The organism is Gallaecimonas kandeliae (genome assembly GCF_030450055.1).
In the GTDB taxonomy this organism is placed as follows: domain Bacteria; phylum Pseudomonadota; class Gammaproteobacteria; order Enterobacterales; family Gallaecimonadaceae; genus Gallaecimonas; species Gallaecimonas kandeliae.
Map to the genome: position 1 here is coordinate 473,148 of NZ_CP118480.1, position 16,130 is coordinate 489,277.

The 16,130-nt window shown below is 60.4% G+C and carries 17 protein-coding genes; 16 read left to right on the forward strand and 1 reads right to left on the reverse strand.

Annotation, left to right across the window (positions count from 1 at the left end; translation table 11 throughout):
- The first annotated feature begins 35 nt into the window (after positions 1-35).
- The 6 genes from secA (at position 36) to PVT67_RS02280 (ending at position 6,646) form a co-directional block, all read left to right on the forward strand.
- A complete protein-coding gene (secA, locus tag PVT67_RS02255; RefSeq protein ID WP_301497383.1) occupies positions 36-2,744 on the forward strand; it encodes a preprotein translocase subunit SecA in 2,709 nt (902 codons plus the stop codon).
- 60 nt (positions 2,745-2,804) lie between these two features.
- Positions 2,805-3,200, forward strand: a complete 396-nt coding sequence (mutT, locus tag PVT67_RS02260; protein WP_301497386.1) for an 8-oxo-dGTP diphosphatase MutT — start codon at positions 2,805-2,807, stop codon at positions 3,198-3,200.
- A gap of 27 nt (positions 3,201-3,227) precedes the next feature.
- Positions 3,228-3,653: a thioredoxin TrxC gene (gene trxC / locus PVT67_RS02265; RefSeq protein WP_301497388.1), complete on the forward strand. Its 426-nt coding sequence runs from the start codon at positions 3,228-3,230 to the stop codon at positions 3,651-3,653.
- Between the two features lie 53 nt (positions 3,654-3,706).
- The gene (locus PVT67_RS02270; protein WP_301497390.1) at positions 3,707-4,231 is read left to right on the forward strand and encodes a cytochrome b; all 525 of its coding nucleotides are present in this window, start codon (positions 3,707-3,709) and stop codon (positions 4,229-4,231) included.
- Positions 4,232-4,314: 83 nt separating this feature from the next.
- Positions 4,315-5,787, forward strand: coding sequence for a SulP family inorganic anion transporter (locus tag PVT67_RS02275; RefSeq protein WP_301497392.1), 1,473 nt, complete (start codon positions 4,315-4,317; stop codon positions 5,785-5,787).
- A 10-nt stretch (positions 5,788-5,797) separates the two neighbouring features.
- Positions 5,798-6,646 carry a universal stress protein gene (locus tag PVT67_RS02280; protein WP_301497394.1) on the forward strand — a complete coding sequence of 283 codons (849 nt, stop codon included), beginning with the start codon at positions 5,798-5,800 and terminating at the stop codon, positions 6,644-6,646.
- Positions 6,647-6,816: 170 nt separating this feature from the next.
- Here PVT67_RS02280 and nadC read toward each other — a convergent pair whose 3' ends face one another.
- On the reverse strand, positions 6,817-7,692 hold the full coding sequence (nadC, locus tag PVT67_RS02285; RefSeq protein ID WP_336407793.1) for a carboxylating nicotinate-nucleotide diphosphorylase: 876 nt from the start codon (positions 7,690-7,692) through the stop codon (positions 6,817-6,819).
- Positions 7,693-7,946: 254 nt separating this feature from the next.
- On the opposite strand from nadC, the gene PVT67_RS02290 reads away from it, so the two are divergent.
- The 10 genes from PVT67_RS02290 (at position 7,947) to pdhR (ending at position 16,107) form a co-directional block, all read left to right on the forward strand.
- The gene (locus PVT67_RS02290; RefSeq protein ID WP_301497398.1) at positions 7,947-8,351 is read left to right on the forward strand and encodes a pilin; all 405 of its coding nucleotides are present in this window, start codon (positions 7,947-7,949) and stop codon (positions 8,349-8,351) included.
- Positions 8,352-8,408: 57 nt separating this feature from the next.
- Positions 8,409-10,124: a type IV-A pilus assembly ATPase PilB gene (pilB, locus tag PVT67_RS02295; protein WP_301497400.1), complete on the forward strand. Its 1,716-nt coding sequence runs from the start codon at positions 8,409-8,411 to the stop codon at positions 10,122-10,124.
- Between the two features lie 9 nt (positions 10,125-10,133).
- A complete protein-coding gene (locus PVT67_RS02300; RefSeq protein WP_301497402.1) occupies positions 10,134-11,375 on the forward strand; it encodes a type II secretion system F family protein in 1,242 nt (413 codons plus the stop codon).
- A 5-nt stretch (positions 11,376-11,380) separates the two neighbouring features.
- Positions 11,381-12,244 carry a prepilin peptidase gene (locus tag PVT67_RS02305; RefSeq protein ID WP_301497404.1) on the forward strand — a complete coding sequence of 288 codons (864 nt, stop codon included), beginning with the start codon at positions 11,381-11,383 and terminating at the stop codon, positions 12,242-12,244.
- A complete protein-coding gene (coaE, locus tag PVT67_RS02310; RefSeq protein ID WP_301497406.1) occupies positions 12,241-12,843 on the forward strand; it encodes a dephospho-CoA kinase in 603 nt (200 codons plus the stop codon). Before PVT67_RS02305 ends, coaE begins: the two co-directional genes overlap by 4 nt.
- A gap of 31 nt (positions 12,844-12,874) precedes the next feature.
- Positions 12,875-13,612, forward strand: a complete 738-nt coding sequence (gene zapD / locus PVT67_RS02315) for a cell division protein ZapD (protein WP_301497408.1) — start codon at positions 12,875-12,877, stop codon at positions 13,610-13,612.
- Between the two features lie 9 nt (positions 13,613-13,621).
- Entirely contained in the window at positions 13,622-13,795 is a 174-nt protein-coding gene (yacG, locus tag PVT67_RS02320; protein ID WP_301497410.1) for a DNA gyrase inhibitor YacG, read from the forward strand.
- A gap of 59 nt (positions 13,796-13,854) precedes the next feature.
- Positions 13,855-14,397 carry a 1,6-anhydro-N-acetylmuramyl-L-alanine amidase AmpD gene (gene ampD, locus PVT67_RS02325; RefSeq protein WP_301497412.1) on the forward strand — a complete coding sequence of 181 codons (543 nt, stop codon included), beginning with the start codon at positions 13,855-13,857 and terminating at the stop codon, positions 14,395-14,397.
- Complete coding sequence (ampE, locus tag PVT67_RS02330; RefSeq protein WP_301497414.1) at positions 14,394-15,194, forward strand: regulatory signaling modulator protein AmpE; 801 nt, start codon at positions 14,394-14,396, stop codon at positions 15,192-15,194. Before ampD ends, ampE begins: the two co-directional genes overlap by 4 nt.
- A gap of 133 nt (positions 15,195-15,327) precedes the next feature.
- The gene (gene pdhR, locus PVT67_RS02335) at positions 15,328-16,107 is read left to right on the forward strand and encodes a pyruvate dehydrogenase complex transcriptional repressor PdhR (protein WP_301497417.1); all 780 of its coding nucleotides are present in this window, start codon (positions 15,328-15,330) and stop codon (positions 16,105-16,107) included.
- The last annotated feature ends 23 nt before the right edge of the window (positions 16,108-16,130 follow it).

Below are 16,130 nucleotides of genomic sequence, written 5' to 3' on the forward strand. Positions count from 1 at the left end.
CCCTAGCCGGGCCACGTAGAAGAAAAGACAGGATTATGTTCACACAACTGCTCACCAAGATCATCGGTAGTCGCAACGATCGCACTATCAAACGCCTCGGCAAGGTCGTGGCCCAAATCAATGCCCTGGAGCCTCAGTTCGAGGCGCTGGACGACCAGGCGCTCCGTGCCAAGACCGACGAATTCAAGGGGCGCCTTGAGAAGGGTGAGAGCCTGGACGACATTCTGCCGGAAGCCTTCGCCCTGGTGCGTGAAGCCTCCAAGCGGATCTTCGGCATGCGCCACTTCGACGTGCAGATGATCGGCGGCATGGTGCTGCACAACGGCAAGATCGCCGAGATGCGCACCGGTGAAGGTAAGACCCTGACCGCCACCTTGCCGGCCTACCTCAATGCCCTGACTGGCCCCGTGCACGTGGTGACGGTGAACGACTATCTGGCCAAGCGTGACGCCGCCACCAACGGCCCCCTGTTCAACTTCCTGGGCCTGACCGTCGGCGTCAACGTCCCCGGCATGGCGCCCATGGAGAAGAAGGAAGCCTACGCGGCCGACATCCTCTACGGCACCAACAACGAATTCGGCTTCGACTACCTGCGCGACAACATGGCCTTCAGCCCGGCCGAACGGGTGCAGCGCAAGCTGGCCTTCGCGGTGGTGGACGAGGTGGACTCCATCCTCATCGACGAAGCCCGTACCCCGCTGATCATCTCAGGCCCCGCCGAGGACTCTTCCGAGCTCTATCGCCAGATCAACGCCATAGTGCCCAAGCTCCAGCGCCAGGCGGAAGAGGACAAGGAAGGGGAGATGGGCGATGGTGACTTCACCATCGACGAAAAGGCCAAGCAGCTCTACCTGACCGAGCGTGGCCAGATCCATATTGAAGACATCTTCAAGGAGAAGGGCCTGCTGGCACAAGACGACAGCCTGTTCAGCGCCAGCTCCATCAGCCTGCTGCACCACGTCAACGCCGCCCTGCGTGCCCACCACCTCTTCCATAAAGACGTGGACTACATAGTGGCTGACGGCGAGATCGTCATCGTCGACGAGCACACCGGCCGCACCATGCCGGGCCGCCGCTGGTCCGAAGGCCTGCACCAGGCCATGGAAGCCAAGGAAGGGGTCTCCATCCAGAACGAAAACCAGACCCTGGCCTCCATCACCTTCCAGAACTATTTCCGCCTCTACGACAAGCTGTCCGGCATGACAGGTACCGCCGACACCGAGGCCTTCGAGTTCAACCATATCTATGGTCTGGAAACCGTCGTCATCCCCACCAACAAGCCGATGATCCGCGACGACATGCCGGACCAGGTCTACCTCTCCGCCGAGGAAAAGTACGAAGCCATCATCACCGACATCAAGACCCAGCGTGACAAGGGCCGCCCCTCCCTGGTGGGTACCATCTCCATCGAGTCTTCCGAGCTGCTGTCGCGCTATCTGAAGAAAGAGGGCATCCCCCACCAGGTGCTGAACGCCAAGTTCCACGCCATGGAAGCCGACATCGTCGCCCAGGCTGGCCAGCCGGGCGCCGTCACCATCGCCACCAACATGGCCGGCCGTGGTACCGACATCATCCTCGGCGGCAACTGGCAGTCCGAGGTGGACAAGCTGGAAGAGCCTACCGAAGAGCAGGTTGGCCAGATCAAGGAACAGTGGAAGGCCCGCCACCAGGCGGTGCTGGATGCCGGCGGCCTGCATATCATCGGCACCGAGCGCCACGAGTCCCGCCGTATCGACAACCAGCTTCGTGGCCGTTCCGGCCGTCAGGGCGACCCCGGCTCCAGCCGCTTCTACCTGTCCATGGAAGATGCCCTGATGCGCATCTTCGCCTCCGACCGCGTCACCAACATGATGAAGCGCCTCGGCATGCAGCACGGCGAAGCCATAGAGCACCCCTGGGTCAACCGCGCCATCGAAAACGCCCAGCGCAAGGTGGAAGGCCGCAACTTCGACATCCGTAAGCAGCTGCTGGAATACGACGACGTCGCCAACGACCAGCGCCGGGTGATCTACGAACAGCGCAACGAGCTGATGGACGCCCAGAGCATCCAGGAAACCATCGACGCCATCCGCGAAGACGTCATCGACAGCACCATCAGTGCCTATATCCCGCCCCAGTCCCTGGCGGAGATGTGGGACGTGGCTGGCCTCGAGGCCCGCCTGCGCAGCGACTTCATGGTCGCCTTGCCGGTGCAGCAGTGGCTGGACGAGGACGACAAGCTGGACGAAGACGGCCTGCGCGAGCGCATCCAGCAGGCGGTGGAAACCAGCTACCGTGACAAGGAAGAAGCCGTTGGCCCAGAGGTGATCCGCCACTTCGAGAAGGCGGTGATGCTGCAGACCCTGGACGGCCTCTGGAAAGAACACCTGGCCGCCATGGACCACCTGCGCCAGGGTATCCACCTGCGCGGCTATGCCCAGAAGAACCCCAAGCAGGAATACAAGCGCGAAGCCTTCGAGCTCTTCACCGAGATGCTGGAAAGCCTCAAACACGACGTGGTCAGCATCCTCTGCAAGGTACGGGTCCAGGCCGAGGAAGACGTGGAAGCGGTTGAAGAACAGCGCCGCCGCGCCGAAGCCGTGCCTCACCAGTACCAGCACGACGAGAGCCATGCCCTGGCGGACGCCGGCGACCAGGCCGAAGTCACGACCGTGATGCGCGAAGGCCCCAAGATCGGCCGTAACGATCCCTGCCCCTGTGGTTCTGGCAAGAAATACAAGCAGTGCCACGGCAAACTGAGCTAAGGCAAAGCAGCAGACAAAAAAGTGGCCCGGCAGGGCCACTTTGGTTTTTGAGGTAACAAGATGAAAAAGCTGGTGCATGTGGCCGTCGGTGTCATAGAGAACGGCCGCGGCGAGGTGTTCCTCACCAAACGCCTGGACCACCAACACCAGGGTGGCAAGTGGGAGTTCCCTGGCGGCAAGGTGGAGGAGGGGGAGTCTCTGCTCCACGCCCTGGACAGAGAGTTGTGCGAGGAAGTCGGCATCAACGTGGTGGCGGCCGAACCGCTGCTGCTGGTGGAACACGACTACGGCGACAAGGCCGTCAAGCTGGACGTCTGGCTGGTGCGGGGCTTCGTCGGCCAGCCCAGGGGCCTGGAAGGCCAGGAAGGGCGCTGGGTCGCCATCAAGGATCTGGACAGCCTCGAGTTTCCCGACGCCAATGGCCCTATCCTGGACGCGGTAAAGGCGCTAAATTAATACCCCTATGGGTATCTGGAGGCTGCCATGGAAATTCTCTGCCCTTCCTGTAAACGCTTTAACCGCATTCCCGATGAACGTCTGGGGGACGGCCCCAAGTGCGGCGCCTGCAAGGCGCCGCTGCTGGGCGGCACCGTCGCCAACCTTGACGACGGCAACCTGCGCCAGGCCGTCAGCCGCCATGGCCTGCCGCTGCTGCTGGATTTCTGGGCCGACTGGTGTGGCCCCTGCAAGATGATGGCGCCTGTCTTCAGTCAAGTGGCGAAGGAGCTGGCCGGCCAGGTCAGCTTCGCCAAGGTGGATACCATGCAGGCGCCGGCGGCCAGTGGCAGCTTCGGCATCCGCTCCATCCCCACCCTGATCCTCTTCAAGGACGGCCAGGAACTGGCCCGGGTCAGCGGTGCCCTGCAGGCTTCCCAGCTCAAGACCTGGCTGGCACAGCAGCTGCGCTAAGGATACCTTCATAAAGGCAGGCCATACTGGGACTGGTTTTTAAGGAGAAAGACATGCTCAAGAATACCCCTTCCCAATACGGCTCTTTGGCCAGGGCCCTGCACTGGCTGATGGCGCTGCTGATCATCGCCATGTTCGCCCTGGGCTTCACCATGGGGATACCGGAAAAGGGCAGCGCCTTGCGGGCCCTGATCCAGGGCAGCCATATCAACCTGGGTACCCTGACCTTTGCTTTGCTGGTGCTGCGTGTCCTTTGGCGGAGCTTCAACCCCGTGCCTGTGGCGGGGCTTTCTCCTCTCAATGCCCGCCTGGCCCATTGGGGCCACCTGCTGATCTATGCCTTGCTGGCCCTGCAGGTGCTGGCCGGTCTGGCCATAGTGATGACCCGCACCAACCCCACGCCGCTCTGGTGGGGATTCGAACTGCCAGGCTTTGGCGGTTCCTGGCACAAGGCACTGGAAGAGGCTCACGAGACATTGGCCTGGACCCTGCTGGCGGTGCTGCTGGGCCATGTTCTGATGGCGGTGGTGCACAAGCTGCAAGGTGACGCCTCCCAGCGGGGCATGCTGGGCCGTTAAGGGCCATTCGGGGTAGGAGGGGCCAGCCAAAATCTGTACAATGCCGCGCTTCATCTTTCAGCAACTGCTACAGGAAGCGTGCAATGGGCTCGAGCTGGCGCCAGCAATGGTTCTCCAACCCCCGTAACGATATTCTCTCCGGCCTGGTGGTGGCCCTGGCGCTGATACCGGAGGCCATCGCCTTCTCCATCATCGCCGGTGTCGACCCCAAGGTGGGCCTCTACGCTTCCTTCTGTATCGCCGTGACCACCGCCTTTGCCGGTGGCCGTCCGGCCATGATCTCCGCTGCCACAGGAGCCATGGCCCTGGTGATGACCACCCTGGTCAAGGACCATGGCCTCCAGTACCTGCTGGCGACCACCTTGCTGACTGGCGTCTTCCAGATAGTGGCCGGCATGCTCAAGCTGGGCTCCTTGATGCGCTTCGTGTCCCGCGCCGTGGTCACAGGTTTCGTCAACGCCCTGGCTATCCTCATCTTCATGGCCCAGCTGCCTGAGCTGACCCATGTGACCTGGGTGGTCTACGCCATGACGGCGGGTGGCCTGGCCATCATCTACCTCTTCCCCTACGTCACCAAGGCGGTGCCGTCGCCCCTGGTCTGTATCCTGGTGCTGACGGCCCTGTCCATCTACCTGGGGCTGGACATCCATACCGTCGGTGACATGGGCGCCCTGCCGGACAGCCTGCCGGTGTTCCTGCTGCCGAACGTGCCTTTCAACCTGGACACCCTGGCCATCATTGCGCCCTACGCCTTGGCCCTGGCTGTGGTGGGACTGCTGGAATCCATGATGACCGCCACCATAGTGGACGATTTCACCGATACCGACAGCGACAAGAACCGCGAATGCCGCGGCCAAGGCATGGCCAACATAGTGGCCGGCTTTTTAGGCGGCATGGCCGGCTGCGCCATGATTGGCCAGTCGGTCATCAACGTGAAGTCCGGCGGCCGTACCCGGCTCTCGACCCTGGTGGCCGGTGTCTTTTTGCTGATCCTGGTGGTCTTCCTCGGTGACTGGGTGGCCAAGATCCCCATGGCCGCCCTGGTGGCCGTCATGATCATGGTGTCTATCGGTACCTTCAGCTGGGCCTCCATCCGCGATCTGAAGAAGAACCCGCCCAGCACCTCCATCGTAATGCTGGCGACGGTAGCTGCCGTAGTGGCCACTCACAACCTGGCCATAGGAGTGCTACTGGGGGTGTTGCTGTCTGCCTTGTTCTTTGCCAACAAGGTCGGCAAGGTGTTGCATGTGGGCAGTCGCCAAGAAGGCGAGCTGCGCGAGTATGACGTAGTAGGGCAGGTGTTCTTCGCCTCCAGCGACGCCTTCGTCAGGGCCTTCGACTTCAAGGAAGCGGTGGCCAAGGTGCGTATCGACGTCAGCCGTGCCCATTTCTGGGATCTGACCGCCGTTGGCGCCTTGGACAAGATAGTGCTGAAGCTGCGCCGTGAAGGCGCCCAGGTGGAAGTGATTGGCCTCAATGAAGCCAGCGCCACCCTGGTGGACAGGTTCGCCGTCCACGACAAGGCGAGCGACGTTGAAAAACTGATGGGGCACTAAGGAGAGAATGATGACCACAGAAGTCATGGCCTGCATCGACGGTGCCCGGCACAGCGACAGTATCTGCCAATATGCGGCCTGGTCGGCCGGGCAGTTGTCCGCTCCCCTGACCCTGCTGCACGTACTGGATCACAGCCATGGCCAACACGGCGGCGATTTCAGCGGTGCCATTGGCCTGGGTGCCCAGGAAAGTCTCATCGAAGAAATGGCTAGGCTCGACGAGCAGCGCTCAAAACTGGCCATGGAGCAGGGCAAGCTGATGCTGGAAGCCGCCAGGGAGCAGCTGACAGGCCAAGGGCTGGCAGACGTCTCGGTGCGCCAGCGCCACGGTGAGCTGGTGGCCAGCCTCAAGGAGCTGGAACCCCAGACCCGGCTCTGGGTGCTGGGCAAGCATGGCGCCTCAGAAGAGGCTGAAGGCCTTGGCGTGCATGTCGAACGTATCGTCCGCGCCCTGAGCCAGCCGGTGCTGCTGGCCCCCGATAGCTTCAAGGCGCCCCAGTCGGTGTTGATCGCCTTCGACGGCTCCGCCACCACCCGTAAGCTGGTGGAAGTGGTGGCCCGCAGCCCGCTGTTCAAGGGGTTGCCTTGCCATGTAGTGATGGTCGGTGACGACAGCGAAGACCATCAGGTACAGCTCAAGTGGGCCCTGGCCCAGCTGACCCTCGAAGGGCACCAGTGCCAAGGGGCTGTCATCAAGGGTGAGGTGGACAAGGTGCTGCACCAATACCGGGATGAAAACGCCTTGGACCTGCTGGTGATGGGGGCCTACGGCCACTCGCGTATTCGCCAGCTCCTGCTGGGTTCCACCACCACGACCATGCTGAGGCAAAGCCAGGTGCCGGTGTTGTTGCTGAGATAAAAAGCGCGGCCAGGGGCCGCGTTTTTTATCTATCAAAGGGGCCTGTAGGGTGGGTTAAGCGAAGCGAACCCACCATGGGCCTTCGGGCTATACCTTTTGGGCGCAATGCTTTGGCAGGCCTGGCAACCGGGGCCATGCCCCTTGGCGCAATGCCTTGCAGTTATGGCGCCCTACTCAATCCGCATCGACAGGTCGATGGCTCTGACATGCTTGGTCAGGGCGCCGCTGGAGATGAAGTCAACGCCAGTAGCGGCGATGGCGGCCAAAGACTCGTCAGTGACATTGCCTGATACTTCCAGCTTGGTGGCCGTGCGTTGCTGGTTGCGAAGGGTCACAGCCTTGACCATGTCCTCATTGCTGAAGTTATCCAGCATGACGATGTCGGCGCCCGCCTCCAGGGCTTGGTCCAGCTCATCCAGGCTCTCCACTTCCACTTCCACCGGCTTGCCTGGGGCCAGCAGCTGGGCCTTGGATACGGCCTTGGCGATGGAGCCGGCCGCCATGATGTGGTTTTCCTTGATCAGGAAGGCATCGAAGAGGCCGATGCGATGGTTTTGGCCTCCGCCGCAGGTGACGGCGTACTTCTGGGCCAGGCGCAAGCCGGGGATGGTCTTGCGGGTATCCAGCAGCTTGGTCTGGGTGCCGGCCAGCTTCTGGGCGTAAAAATGGGTGACTGTGGCGGTGCCGGAAAGCAGTTGCACGAAGTTAAGCGCAGTGCGCTCTCCCGTTAAGAGGGCCCGGGCCGGCCCTTCCAAGGTAAAGAGGGTGCTGCCGGCGGCAACCCAGTCACCGTCTGCGACCTCGAATGTCACTACCACTTCGTCGCCTAGGGTCTTGAAAGTCTCCTCCACCCAGGCCTTGCCACAGAAGACCATCTCCTCGCGGGTGATGACCCTGGCCTTCTTGCGCTCGTCGGCAGGCACCAGTTGGGCCGTGATGTCCAGGGCTGGATCCAGCTGGCCGCCCAGGTCTTCTGCCAGGGCGTCCCGGACCTGCCGGGTGATATCTTGTTGCATCTGTTCTACCTTTAATCGAGTTGGCGGCATTCTAGCGCAGCCTGGCAGCAAGGGGCGAGGACCAAGACCTTAAAGCGTTTAACGCTTGTTAAGCATTTTTTCATGTTGCTAGGCCGTTAATGCTCTGGTTGAGTGTAAAGGCCTAGCGGAGGATGTTAGCAACCTCACAGGGGCGACAAAAAATTGACTGCCGCCTTGCCGCTCGAGGTGATTATCGTTAATACTTCGTTCAGCCCAGCTTGCGGGCATGTAAAAACATTGAATGTACGAGAGGGGATCCCACCATGAAGAAACAACAAGGCTTTACCTTGATCGAATTGATGATCGTAGTAGCGATCGTCGGTATCCTGGCCGCCATCGCCCTGCCGGCTTACAAAACCTATACGGAAAAGGCTAAATTCTCTGAAGTCGTAGCAGCAACTGGTGCTCTCAAAACCCAGGTTGAAGTATGCGTCCAAACAGGTACAGCAATCGCTTCTTGTTCTGCAAGCAACACTGGAGCTGCAGATGCTACGCATGTGGCTTCAGTCGACTGGGATGCGGCTAACGCCATGATTAAAGCAGTTGGCACTGCAGATGTTGGTAGTGCTACTTACAATCTCAAAGCCACTCAGACCGCAAATAATTCTGTAACATGGGCTGTAGATGCTAGTTCAACCTGCCTTACCCAAGGCCTCTGTAACCAGTAATGTTATCAGGAGAAGGGAGTTTTACTCCCTTCTCCATTAACCTGGCCACTCTTTTAAATGTCCGGATTCTTACCTGTTGCCAAAGGCACCCTTGCCCTGCTGCTTAGGCGAGGCAAGATCACCCAGGCCAAGGCCGAGGAACTGCTTAAGGAAAACCATTCCGGGCTGCTTCCCCTCTTCGACGTCCTCAAGAAATCCGAGCTGAGCAGCGAGGCCTTTGCCGGTTTCCTCTCAGAGCAGTACGGCTTGCCCATCTTCGACTTGAGCAAGTTCGACCTCGACACCATCCCCAGTACGCTTTTGAATGAGCAGCTTATTCAAAAGCATTCTGTGCTGCCGCTCTTCAAGCGCCAAAACCGTATCTTTATCGCTACCGCCGATCCCAGCAACCAGTCGGCCCTGGAAGATTTCCGTTTCAACCTACGTCTGCCAACAGAGCCCGTGTTGGTCAATGCCGACGAACTGGCAAAGGCCATCGACAAGCTCTTGGAGCGGACCGGCGGCAACATGCTGGACGTGGGGGACGTCAAGGACTCCGAGCTGGCGGACCTGGTGGTGGATGACAGCGAGGACAGGGACCAGGACCTCAGCGCCACAGGCAAGGAAGACGATGCCCCTATCGTCATCTATGTCAATAAATTGCTGATGGATGCCATCCGCAAAGGCGCCTCTGACCTTCACTTCGAACCCTACGAGAAGAGCTACCGGGTCCGCTTTCGCATCGACGGTATCTTGCATGAAGTGGCGGCGCCTCCCGTATCCGTTGCCAACCGGCTGGCAGCCCGCATCAAGGTCATGTCCAAGCTCGACATCGCCGAGCGGCGTATTCCACAGGATGGCCGTATCAAACTGCGCCTGAGTCGCAAGAAGGCCATCGATTTCCGCGTCTCGACCCTACCCACCCTCTGGGGTGAGAAGATCGTCATGCGTATCCTCGACTCCAGCTCGGCACAGCTCGGTATCGACATGCTGGGCTACGAGCCGGACCAAAAGAAAATGTACCTCGAGGCCCTTGCCAAGCCCCAGGGCATGATACTGGTGACGGGCCCTACAGGGTCAGGTAAGACGGTCTCCCTTTATACGGGCCTCAATATCCTCAACACCGAGGAACGCAACATCTCCACGGCCGAAGATCCGGTGGAGATCAACCTGCCCGGGGTCAACCAAGTGCAGATCCACGCCAAGGCCGGTATGACCTTCGCCTCTGCCCTACGGGCTTTTTTGCGCCAGGATCCTGACGTCATCATGGTAGGGGAAATAAGGGACCTGGAAACGGCGGAGATCTCCATCAAGGCGGCCCAGACAGGCCACCTGGTGCTCTCGACCCTGCATACCAACTCGGCATCAGAGACCCTGACCCGTTTGATGAACATGGGGGTGCCGCCATACAACATCGCCTCCAGCGTGACCCTGGTCATAGCCCAGCGCCTTGGACGCCGGCTCTGTCCCGTTTGCAAGCAGGCGGAGCAACTACCGAAAGATGAGCTGTTCCGCCAAGGCTTCAGCCCCAAGCAGATCGAAGAAGGCTTTACCCTCTTCCGTCCTGTAGGCTGCAGCGAGTGCACAGGCGGCTACAAGGGAAGGGTGGGTATCTACGAGACCATGCCCATGACCGAAGCCATCGCCAAGATCATCATGGAGGGAGGCAACTCCCTGGACATCGCCGCCCAGGCCCAGCGGGAAGGGGTCAGGAACCTGCGCCAGGCCGGTTTGGAAAAGGCCCGGCAGGGGGTGACTTCCCTGGCCGAGGTTAATCGCATCACCAGCTACTAAGGAATTGCCATGGCAACCGCAGCAGCCAAGAGAAAGATTGATACCCAGAAGCTGGAGATCTTCGTCTGGAAAGGCCTCAACCGCCGAGGCGAAAAGGTCGAAGGGGAGATGACAGGGGTCAGGATCAACGACATCAAGGCCCAGCTCCGTGCCCAGGGCATTACCCCCAAGGAAGTCAAGCGCAAACCCAAGTCACTGTTTTCCTTTGGCCAGAAGATAGACATGGCCGACATCGCGGCCATGACCCGCCAGCTCTCCACCATGCTGGGGGCTGGTGTGCCCCTGGTGCAGTCATTGGATATCATCGCCAAGGGCAACAAGAAGGACGCTGTGCGGGAGATGATGGTCAAGATCAGCGCCGACGTCCAGGGCGGGACCCTGCTCTCTGAAGCCCTGGCCAAGTACCCCCTCTATTTCGATTCACTCTATCGAGATCTGGTGGCAGCGGGGGAGCATGCCGGTGCCATGGAGACCATGTTCGATCGCATTGCCACCTACAAGGAGAAACAGGAGGAGCTGAAGGCCAAGATCAAGAAGGCGCTCTTCTATCCTTCCGCCATCGTCTTCGTCGCCATAGTGGTAATGGCCATACTGCTGATCTTCGTGGTACCTCAGTTTGAGGATATCTTCCATTCCTTCGGTGCCGAGCTGCCGGCCTTTACCCGCCTCTGGATAAGCCTATCCCATGCGGTGCAGAGTTCCTGGTATATCATTTTGGCCGTGATCCTGGCGATTGCTTTTGCCTTCCGCTCCATGCATCGCAAGTCCCAGGATGTCAGGGACAAGACAGACAGGTTCATACTGCGGATCCCCATAGTGGGTCCCATATTGCACAAGGCCTCCCTTGCCCGTTTTGCTCGTACCCTGGCTACGACCTTTGCTGCAGGCGTGCCCCTGATTGATGGCCTGGCCTCCAGTGCCGGCGCTTCCGGCAATGCACTTTACCGGGACGCCATCCTCAAGGTGCGCCGGGAAGTGGAGACCGGCATGCAAATGAACGTGGCCATGCGCACCACCCAGGTCTTTCCAGAGATGATCATCCAGATGGTGATGATCGGGGAGGAGTCCGGCTCCATAGACGAGATGATGTCCAAGGTGGCCAGCATCTATGAGCGGGAAGTGGACGATGCCGTGGACGGCCTGATGAGCCTGCTGGAGCCAGCCATCATGATAGTACTGGGTCCTATCATCGGCGGCCTGGTCGTGGCAATGTATCTGCCGATCTTCCAGTTGGGACAAGTGGTGCATTGATAGCTATGCAGTTGATGGAATTCCTGGGCCGTGAGCCACTCTGGTTCACGGTCTTTGTTTTGGTATTCGGCCTCTTGGTGGGCAGTTTCCTCAATGTAGTCATCTACCGCCTGCCGGTGATGCTGGAGCGGCGCTGGCAGAGGGAGAGCCGGGAGCTTTTGGCATTGGAGCCTTTGGCCGACCAGGCCCCTTTCAACCTGATGGTGCCCCAGAGCCACTGCCCCAAGTGCCATGCTTCCGTTGCCTGGTACGACAATGTGCCGCTGCTCAGCTGGCTTATCCTCAGGGGCCGTTGCCGCCACTGCAAGGTGGCCATACCGGTACGCTATCCCCTGGTGGAGCTGGTGACTGGCCTGATGTCAGGGGCCGTGGCCTGGTATTTTGGCCCAAACTGGCTGACCTTGGCTGCACTGCTCTTTACCTGGATATTGGTAGCCCTGACCTTTATCGATGCCGACACCATGTTGCTGCCGGATGACCTTACCCTGCCGCTGCTCTGGGGTGGCCTACTGCTGAGCCTCTACGGCGGCTTGGTGACCCCCCAACAGGCGATTCTGGGTGCCAGCCTGGGCTACCTTTCTCTTTGGTCCGTTTACTGGGCCTTCAAACTGCTGACCGGCAAGGAAGGCATGGGCTACGGCGACTTCAAGCTGCTGGCGGCCTTGGGGGCCTGGCTTGGGCCTTGGATGTTGCCGCAGATCATCTTGCTGTCTTCCATCTTTGGTGTGCTCTGGGGCATCTACAGCATGGTGCGCAAGAGCAGCGGCAGCATGCCCATGCCTTTCGGGCCCTTCCTGGCTGCCGCCGGCTGGGTGGCCTTGATCTGGGGCCAGGCCATCAACGACTGGTACCTGGGGATGTTGCATTGAGCTTCGTCGTCGGCCTCACCGGCGGCATTGGCTCGGGCAAGAGTACTGTCGCCGACCTCTTTGCCGAGTTGGGGATAACCCTGGTGGATGCCGACATCGTCGCCCGCCAGGTGGTGGAACCCGGCACCCCTGGCCTTGAGGCCATAGTGGAACATTTCGGCACCCGTGTATTGCAGGCTGACGGCCACCTCGACAGGGCCGCTCTACGCCAATTGGTGTTCAGTAATGAGAGTGAACGGCTCTGGCTCAACGCCCTGCTGCATCCCCTGATCCGCGAGGAGATGGCCCACCAGTTGGGTGCTGCCCAAAGCCCCTATGTGCTCTGGGTTGTGCCGCTGCTGATCGAAAACGGTCTCTACCAGGACTGTGACCAGGTGCTGGTGGTGGACGCTTCTCCCGAGTTGCAGCGTCAGCGGGTCTTGGCCCGTGACAAGACGGCGGACGCCGAGGCCATCATGGCCCGCCAGTTGGAGAGGAACGAACGCCTCAAGCACGCCACCCAGGTGTTGGACAACAGCGGCGATCTGGTCCAGTTGAAAGCGCAAGTTCAGCTTCTACATCGCCAATACCTGTCGATGGCCCAGCAAAAAAGGCTATGATTAATCCGACCTTTTTCATAATGCCTTATTCATGGAACGCCAGTTCGAGTTTCCCCTTTCCGAGAAGTTTCGCGCCTACCTGAGGCTGGACTACCTGCTGCGGCGCCTGTTCAAGGCGGCCGACAATGCCGAGTGGCCCTTCTTTACCGCCCTTTTCGATCTCCTGGACGTATTGGAACGGGGCGACATCAAGGCCGATCTCATCAAGGATCTTGAAAGGGTTACTGAACAACTGAACCGTTGGGCTGCTTTGCCTGGGGTCGATGCCGAGCGTCTGACGGGCCTCAGTCAAGAGTTGCAGTGTCACCGCCAATGGCTGCTGGGCCAAGCGCGCTTGCCGCCGTCCTGGCGGGATGATCCCCTGTTGATGGGCTTGAGGGCCCGTTTCAGCGTGGCCGGTGGCGATGCCCCCTTTGACCTGCCCCAACTCTGCTGCTGGCAGCAGCGCAGTGCCGTGTTGCGCCAGGCAGACGTTGCGGCTTGGCTGGACAAGGTTGAGCCTTTTGCCCGCGCCTTGGGCCTCTTCCTACATCTGGTCAGGGAAGGAGGGCGAGAGGAAGAGGTGGTGGCCCGCAACGGCTTTTTCCAGGCCAGCAGTGAACATCTGGTGCTGCTGCAGCTTGCCGGCCTGCCTCAGGACATCTACCCTAGCGTCTCCGGAAGCAGGGGCCGCTACACGGTAAGGCTGATGAAGCTGGGCGACGACGGTGAGTCCAGGGCCCTGGCCGAGGATCTGCCCCTGACACTTTGTCATTGCAGTTGGCAGTAGGAGAGCGTTTTGGTAATCAAGTGTCCCATCTGTGGCAAGGACGTCGAGTGGTCAGAAAAGAGCCCCTTCAGGCCTTTCTGTTCCAAGCGATGCCAGTTGATCGATCTGGGTGAATGGGCCTCTGGAGAGCGTGCCATACCTGCCGAGGAAGAATCCCCCTCCGAGCCGGACGAGTTCGAGTAATCGGCTTATTTTCAAGCAGTTGCTATGCTACATTGGGCCAAGATAGCTTGGAGTCTCCCATGAGCAGCGACTGGTACCCCAAGGCCGTTAGGCAACCAAGCCCCCACCAGGACGACAGGCCTGCCGGGGCAGCCGCCGATCTGCTTGTGCTGCACAACATCAGCCTGCCCCCCAACGCCTTTGGGGCCGGCCATATCCAGCGTTTTTTTGCTGGCTCCCTGGATAGCACCTGCCACCCCTGGTTCGAACGCCTCAATGGCGTGCGGGTGTCGGCCCATTTCCTTATCGAGCGTAGCGGCGCCATCACCCAGTTCGTGCCCCTGTCCAAGCGGGCCTGGCATGCCGGCCTTTCCTATTTTCAGGGCCGTGAGCGCCTCAATGACTACAGTGTCGGCGTCGAACTGGAAGGGGCCGACCACCTGCCCTTTACCGCCGAGCAGTACCGGGCCTTGGCTGGGCTGAGCGGCTGGCTGTTTGAGCACAGCGAGATCGGACCAGGGCAGGTCACGGCCCATGAAACCATAGCCCCCTTCAGGAAAAGCGATCCCGGTCCCTTGTTCGACTGGCTCACCTATTATCGAGAACTGGAGTCTCGCCCATGATGCTGCTCACCCTGCTGGTCCTGCTCGCCCTGGACAGGGTCACCATGCTGTCCCCCGCCTGGCAACTGGATAACTTGCTGGCCAAGCTGCCGCCCCAGGTACAGCGTCCGGCCTTTGCCTGGCCCGTACTGTTGGCGATGCTCATTGCCCTGGCTTTGGTGCTGGACGCCATTTTGCTGGCCCTGCCCGGCATTCTGGCCTGGCCCATAGGGGTGTTGCTGCTCTGGGTCTGCCTCGACAGCACCGAGATCCGCCAGCAATACAGGCGCATGCTCAACGCCTTCACCCGGGGCGACCTGGAAGCGGCGGATATCTGCTCCGAATGCCTGGAGCAGCCCCTGACCTCGGCCCAGTACAGCGGCCGCGAGCGTACCCTGATGGCCCTGCTCTGGGCCAACTACCGCCACTACTGTGCCGTACTCTTCTTCTATGTGGTGGGGGGCGTGGGGCCGGCCCTGGCCTATGGGCTGCTCCGCTACTGGCACGAGCAGGAAGTGGCCGAGGCCCGTAAACTCATCAAGCTGGTGGACTGGCTGCCGGTGCGCTTCACTGCCCTGGGTTTTGCCTTTGTCGGCCACTACTCAAGGGCCATGCCCAAATACTTGGAGGGGCTGCTGCGCCACCCCAACGACAACGAAGACTACCTGGGGGAGGTGGCCATGGCCGCAGAGGAAGTGGACTGTTCCGACCCCTGTTCGGAAAAGCCCTCCCTCTACATGGTGGCCCTGGCCAAGCGCAACCTGCTCTTCTTCCTGGCCCTGGTGGCCGCCCTTATCCTCTTCGGCCTCCTGGTCTGACCAATTTAAAGCCCCGTCAGCCCGGCTTCACAGCCGGGCGATACGCCTATCTACCTTGGGCTAATGGACAGCCCCTTTGGCTTTTGCTAAGGTGTGGGCACTTTTTACGCTATTGGTCTTACCAATTGACACCATGGCTGGTTACCAACGGATAAGACAACCGCGATTGGCGGATGTCATTCAGGAACAATTGGAAACCCTGATCCTCGAGGGCACCCTGGCTCCCGGGCAGAAGCTGCCGCCGGAGCGGGAGCTGGCTACCCAGTTCGAGGTGTCCCGCCCCTCGGTCAGGGAAGCCATCCAGAAGCTGGAAGCCAAGGGCTTGCTGGTGCGCCGCCAGGGCGGCGGCACCTATGTCAGCCAGGACATCTACGGCGAGCTGGCCAATCCCCTGTTCGAGATGTTGACCCACCATTCCGAGGGCCAGCTGGATCTGCTGGAGTTCCGCTACGCCCTGGAAGCCATGGCCGCCTACTATGCCGCCCTGCGCGGCACAGAGGCCGATTTTGCCGAGATCCGCACCGCCTACGTGGACGTGGAGAAGGCCCACAGCACAGATGATCTGCCCCTGGAAGCCAAGGCCATCACCCGTTTCCACGAGCTGGTGGCCCAGGCCAGCCACAACGTGGTGATACTGCACCTGTTCAGGGTCATGAAACCGCTGCTCATCCAAAACGTGCAACAAAACCTGGAGATGCTGTACCAGCGCTCTAGCGCGCCGGAGCGGGTAGGGCAGCATCGCAAGCATTTGCTGGAGTGTATCGTCTCCGGCAAACCCCAGGATGCCAGGGTTGCCTGTGAGCAGCACCTGGCCTACCTGGAAGAAACCTTGTTGGATATCCGCCGGGAACAGAGCCGCCTGCAGCGGTCTTTGCGGCGTTTGCAAAGCAAGCCGTCTGGCAACAAAACCTAGTCTATGGTTTAGAGCGCAGACGG

What these genes read in the sequence shown, in the direction of transcription:
- PVT67_RS02290 (WP_301497398.1), top strand. Translation starts at nt 7,947, where the DNA reads ATGAAGAAACAACAAGGCTTTACCTTGATCGAATTGATGATCGTAGTA.
- PVT67_RS02270 (WP_301497390.1), top strand. Translation starts at nt 3,707, where the DNA reads ATGCTCAAGAATACCCCTTCCCAATACGGCTCTTTGGCCAGGGCCCTG.
- PVT67_RS02275 (WP_301497392.1), top strand. Translation starts at nt 4,315, where the DNA reads ATGGGCTCGAGCTGGCGCCAGCAATGGTTCTCCAACCCCCGTAACGAT.
- pdhR (WP_301497417.1), top strand. Translation starts at nt 15,328, where the DNA reads ATGGCTGGTTACCAACGGATAAGACAACCGCGATTGGCGGATGTCATT.
- trxC (WP_301497388.1), top strand. Translation starts at nt 3,228, where the DNA reads ATGGAAATTCTCTGCCCTTCCTGTAAACGCTTTAACCGCATTCCCGAT.
- ampE (WP_301497414.1), top strand. Translation starts at nt 14,394, where the DNA reads ATGATGCTGCTCACCCTGCTGGTCCTGCTCGCCCTGGACAGGGTCACC.
- PVT67_RS02305 (WP_301497404.1), top strand. Translation starts at nt 11,381, where the DNA reads ATGCAGTTGATGGAATTCCTGGGCCGTGAGCCACTCTGGTTCACGGTC.
- nadC (WP_336407793.1), bottom strand. Translation starts at nt 7,692, where the DNA reads ATGCCGCCAACTCGATTAAAGGTAGAACAGATGCAACAAGATATCACC.
- mutT (WP_301497386.1), top strand. Translation starts at nt 2,805, where the DNA reads ATGAAAAAGCTGGTGCATGTGGCCGTCGGTGTCATAGAGAACGGCCGC.
- PVT67_RS02300 (WP_301497402.1), top strand. Translation starts at nt 10,134, where the DNA reads ATGGCAACCGCAGCAGCCAAGAGAAAGATTGATACCCAGAAGCTGGAG.
- zapD (WP_301497408.1), top strand. Translation starts at nt 12,875, where the DNA reads ATGGAACGCCAGTTCGAGTTTCCCCTTTCCGAGAAGTTTCGCGCCTAC.
- PVT67_RS02280 (WP_301497394.1), top strand. Translation starts at nt 5,798, where the DNA reads ATGACCACAGAAGTCATGGCCTGCATCGACGGTGCCCGGCACAGCGAC.
- secA (WP_301497383.1), top strand. Translation starts at nt 36, where the DNA reads ATGTTCACACAACTGCTCACCAAGATCATCGGTAGTCGCAACGATCGC.
- pilB (WP_301497400.1), top strand. Translation starts at nt 8,409, where the DNA reads ATGTCCGGATTCTTACCTGTTGCCAAAGGCACCCTTGCCCTGCTGCTT.
- ampD (WP_301497412.1), top strand. Translation starts at nt 13,855, where the DNA reads ATGAGCAGCGACTGGTACCCCAAGGCCGTTAGGCAACCAAGCCCCCAC.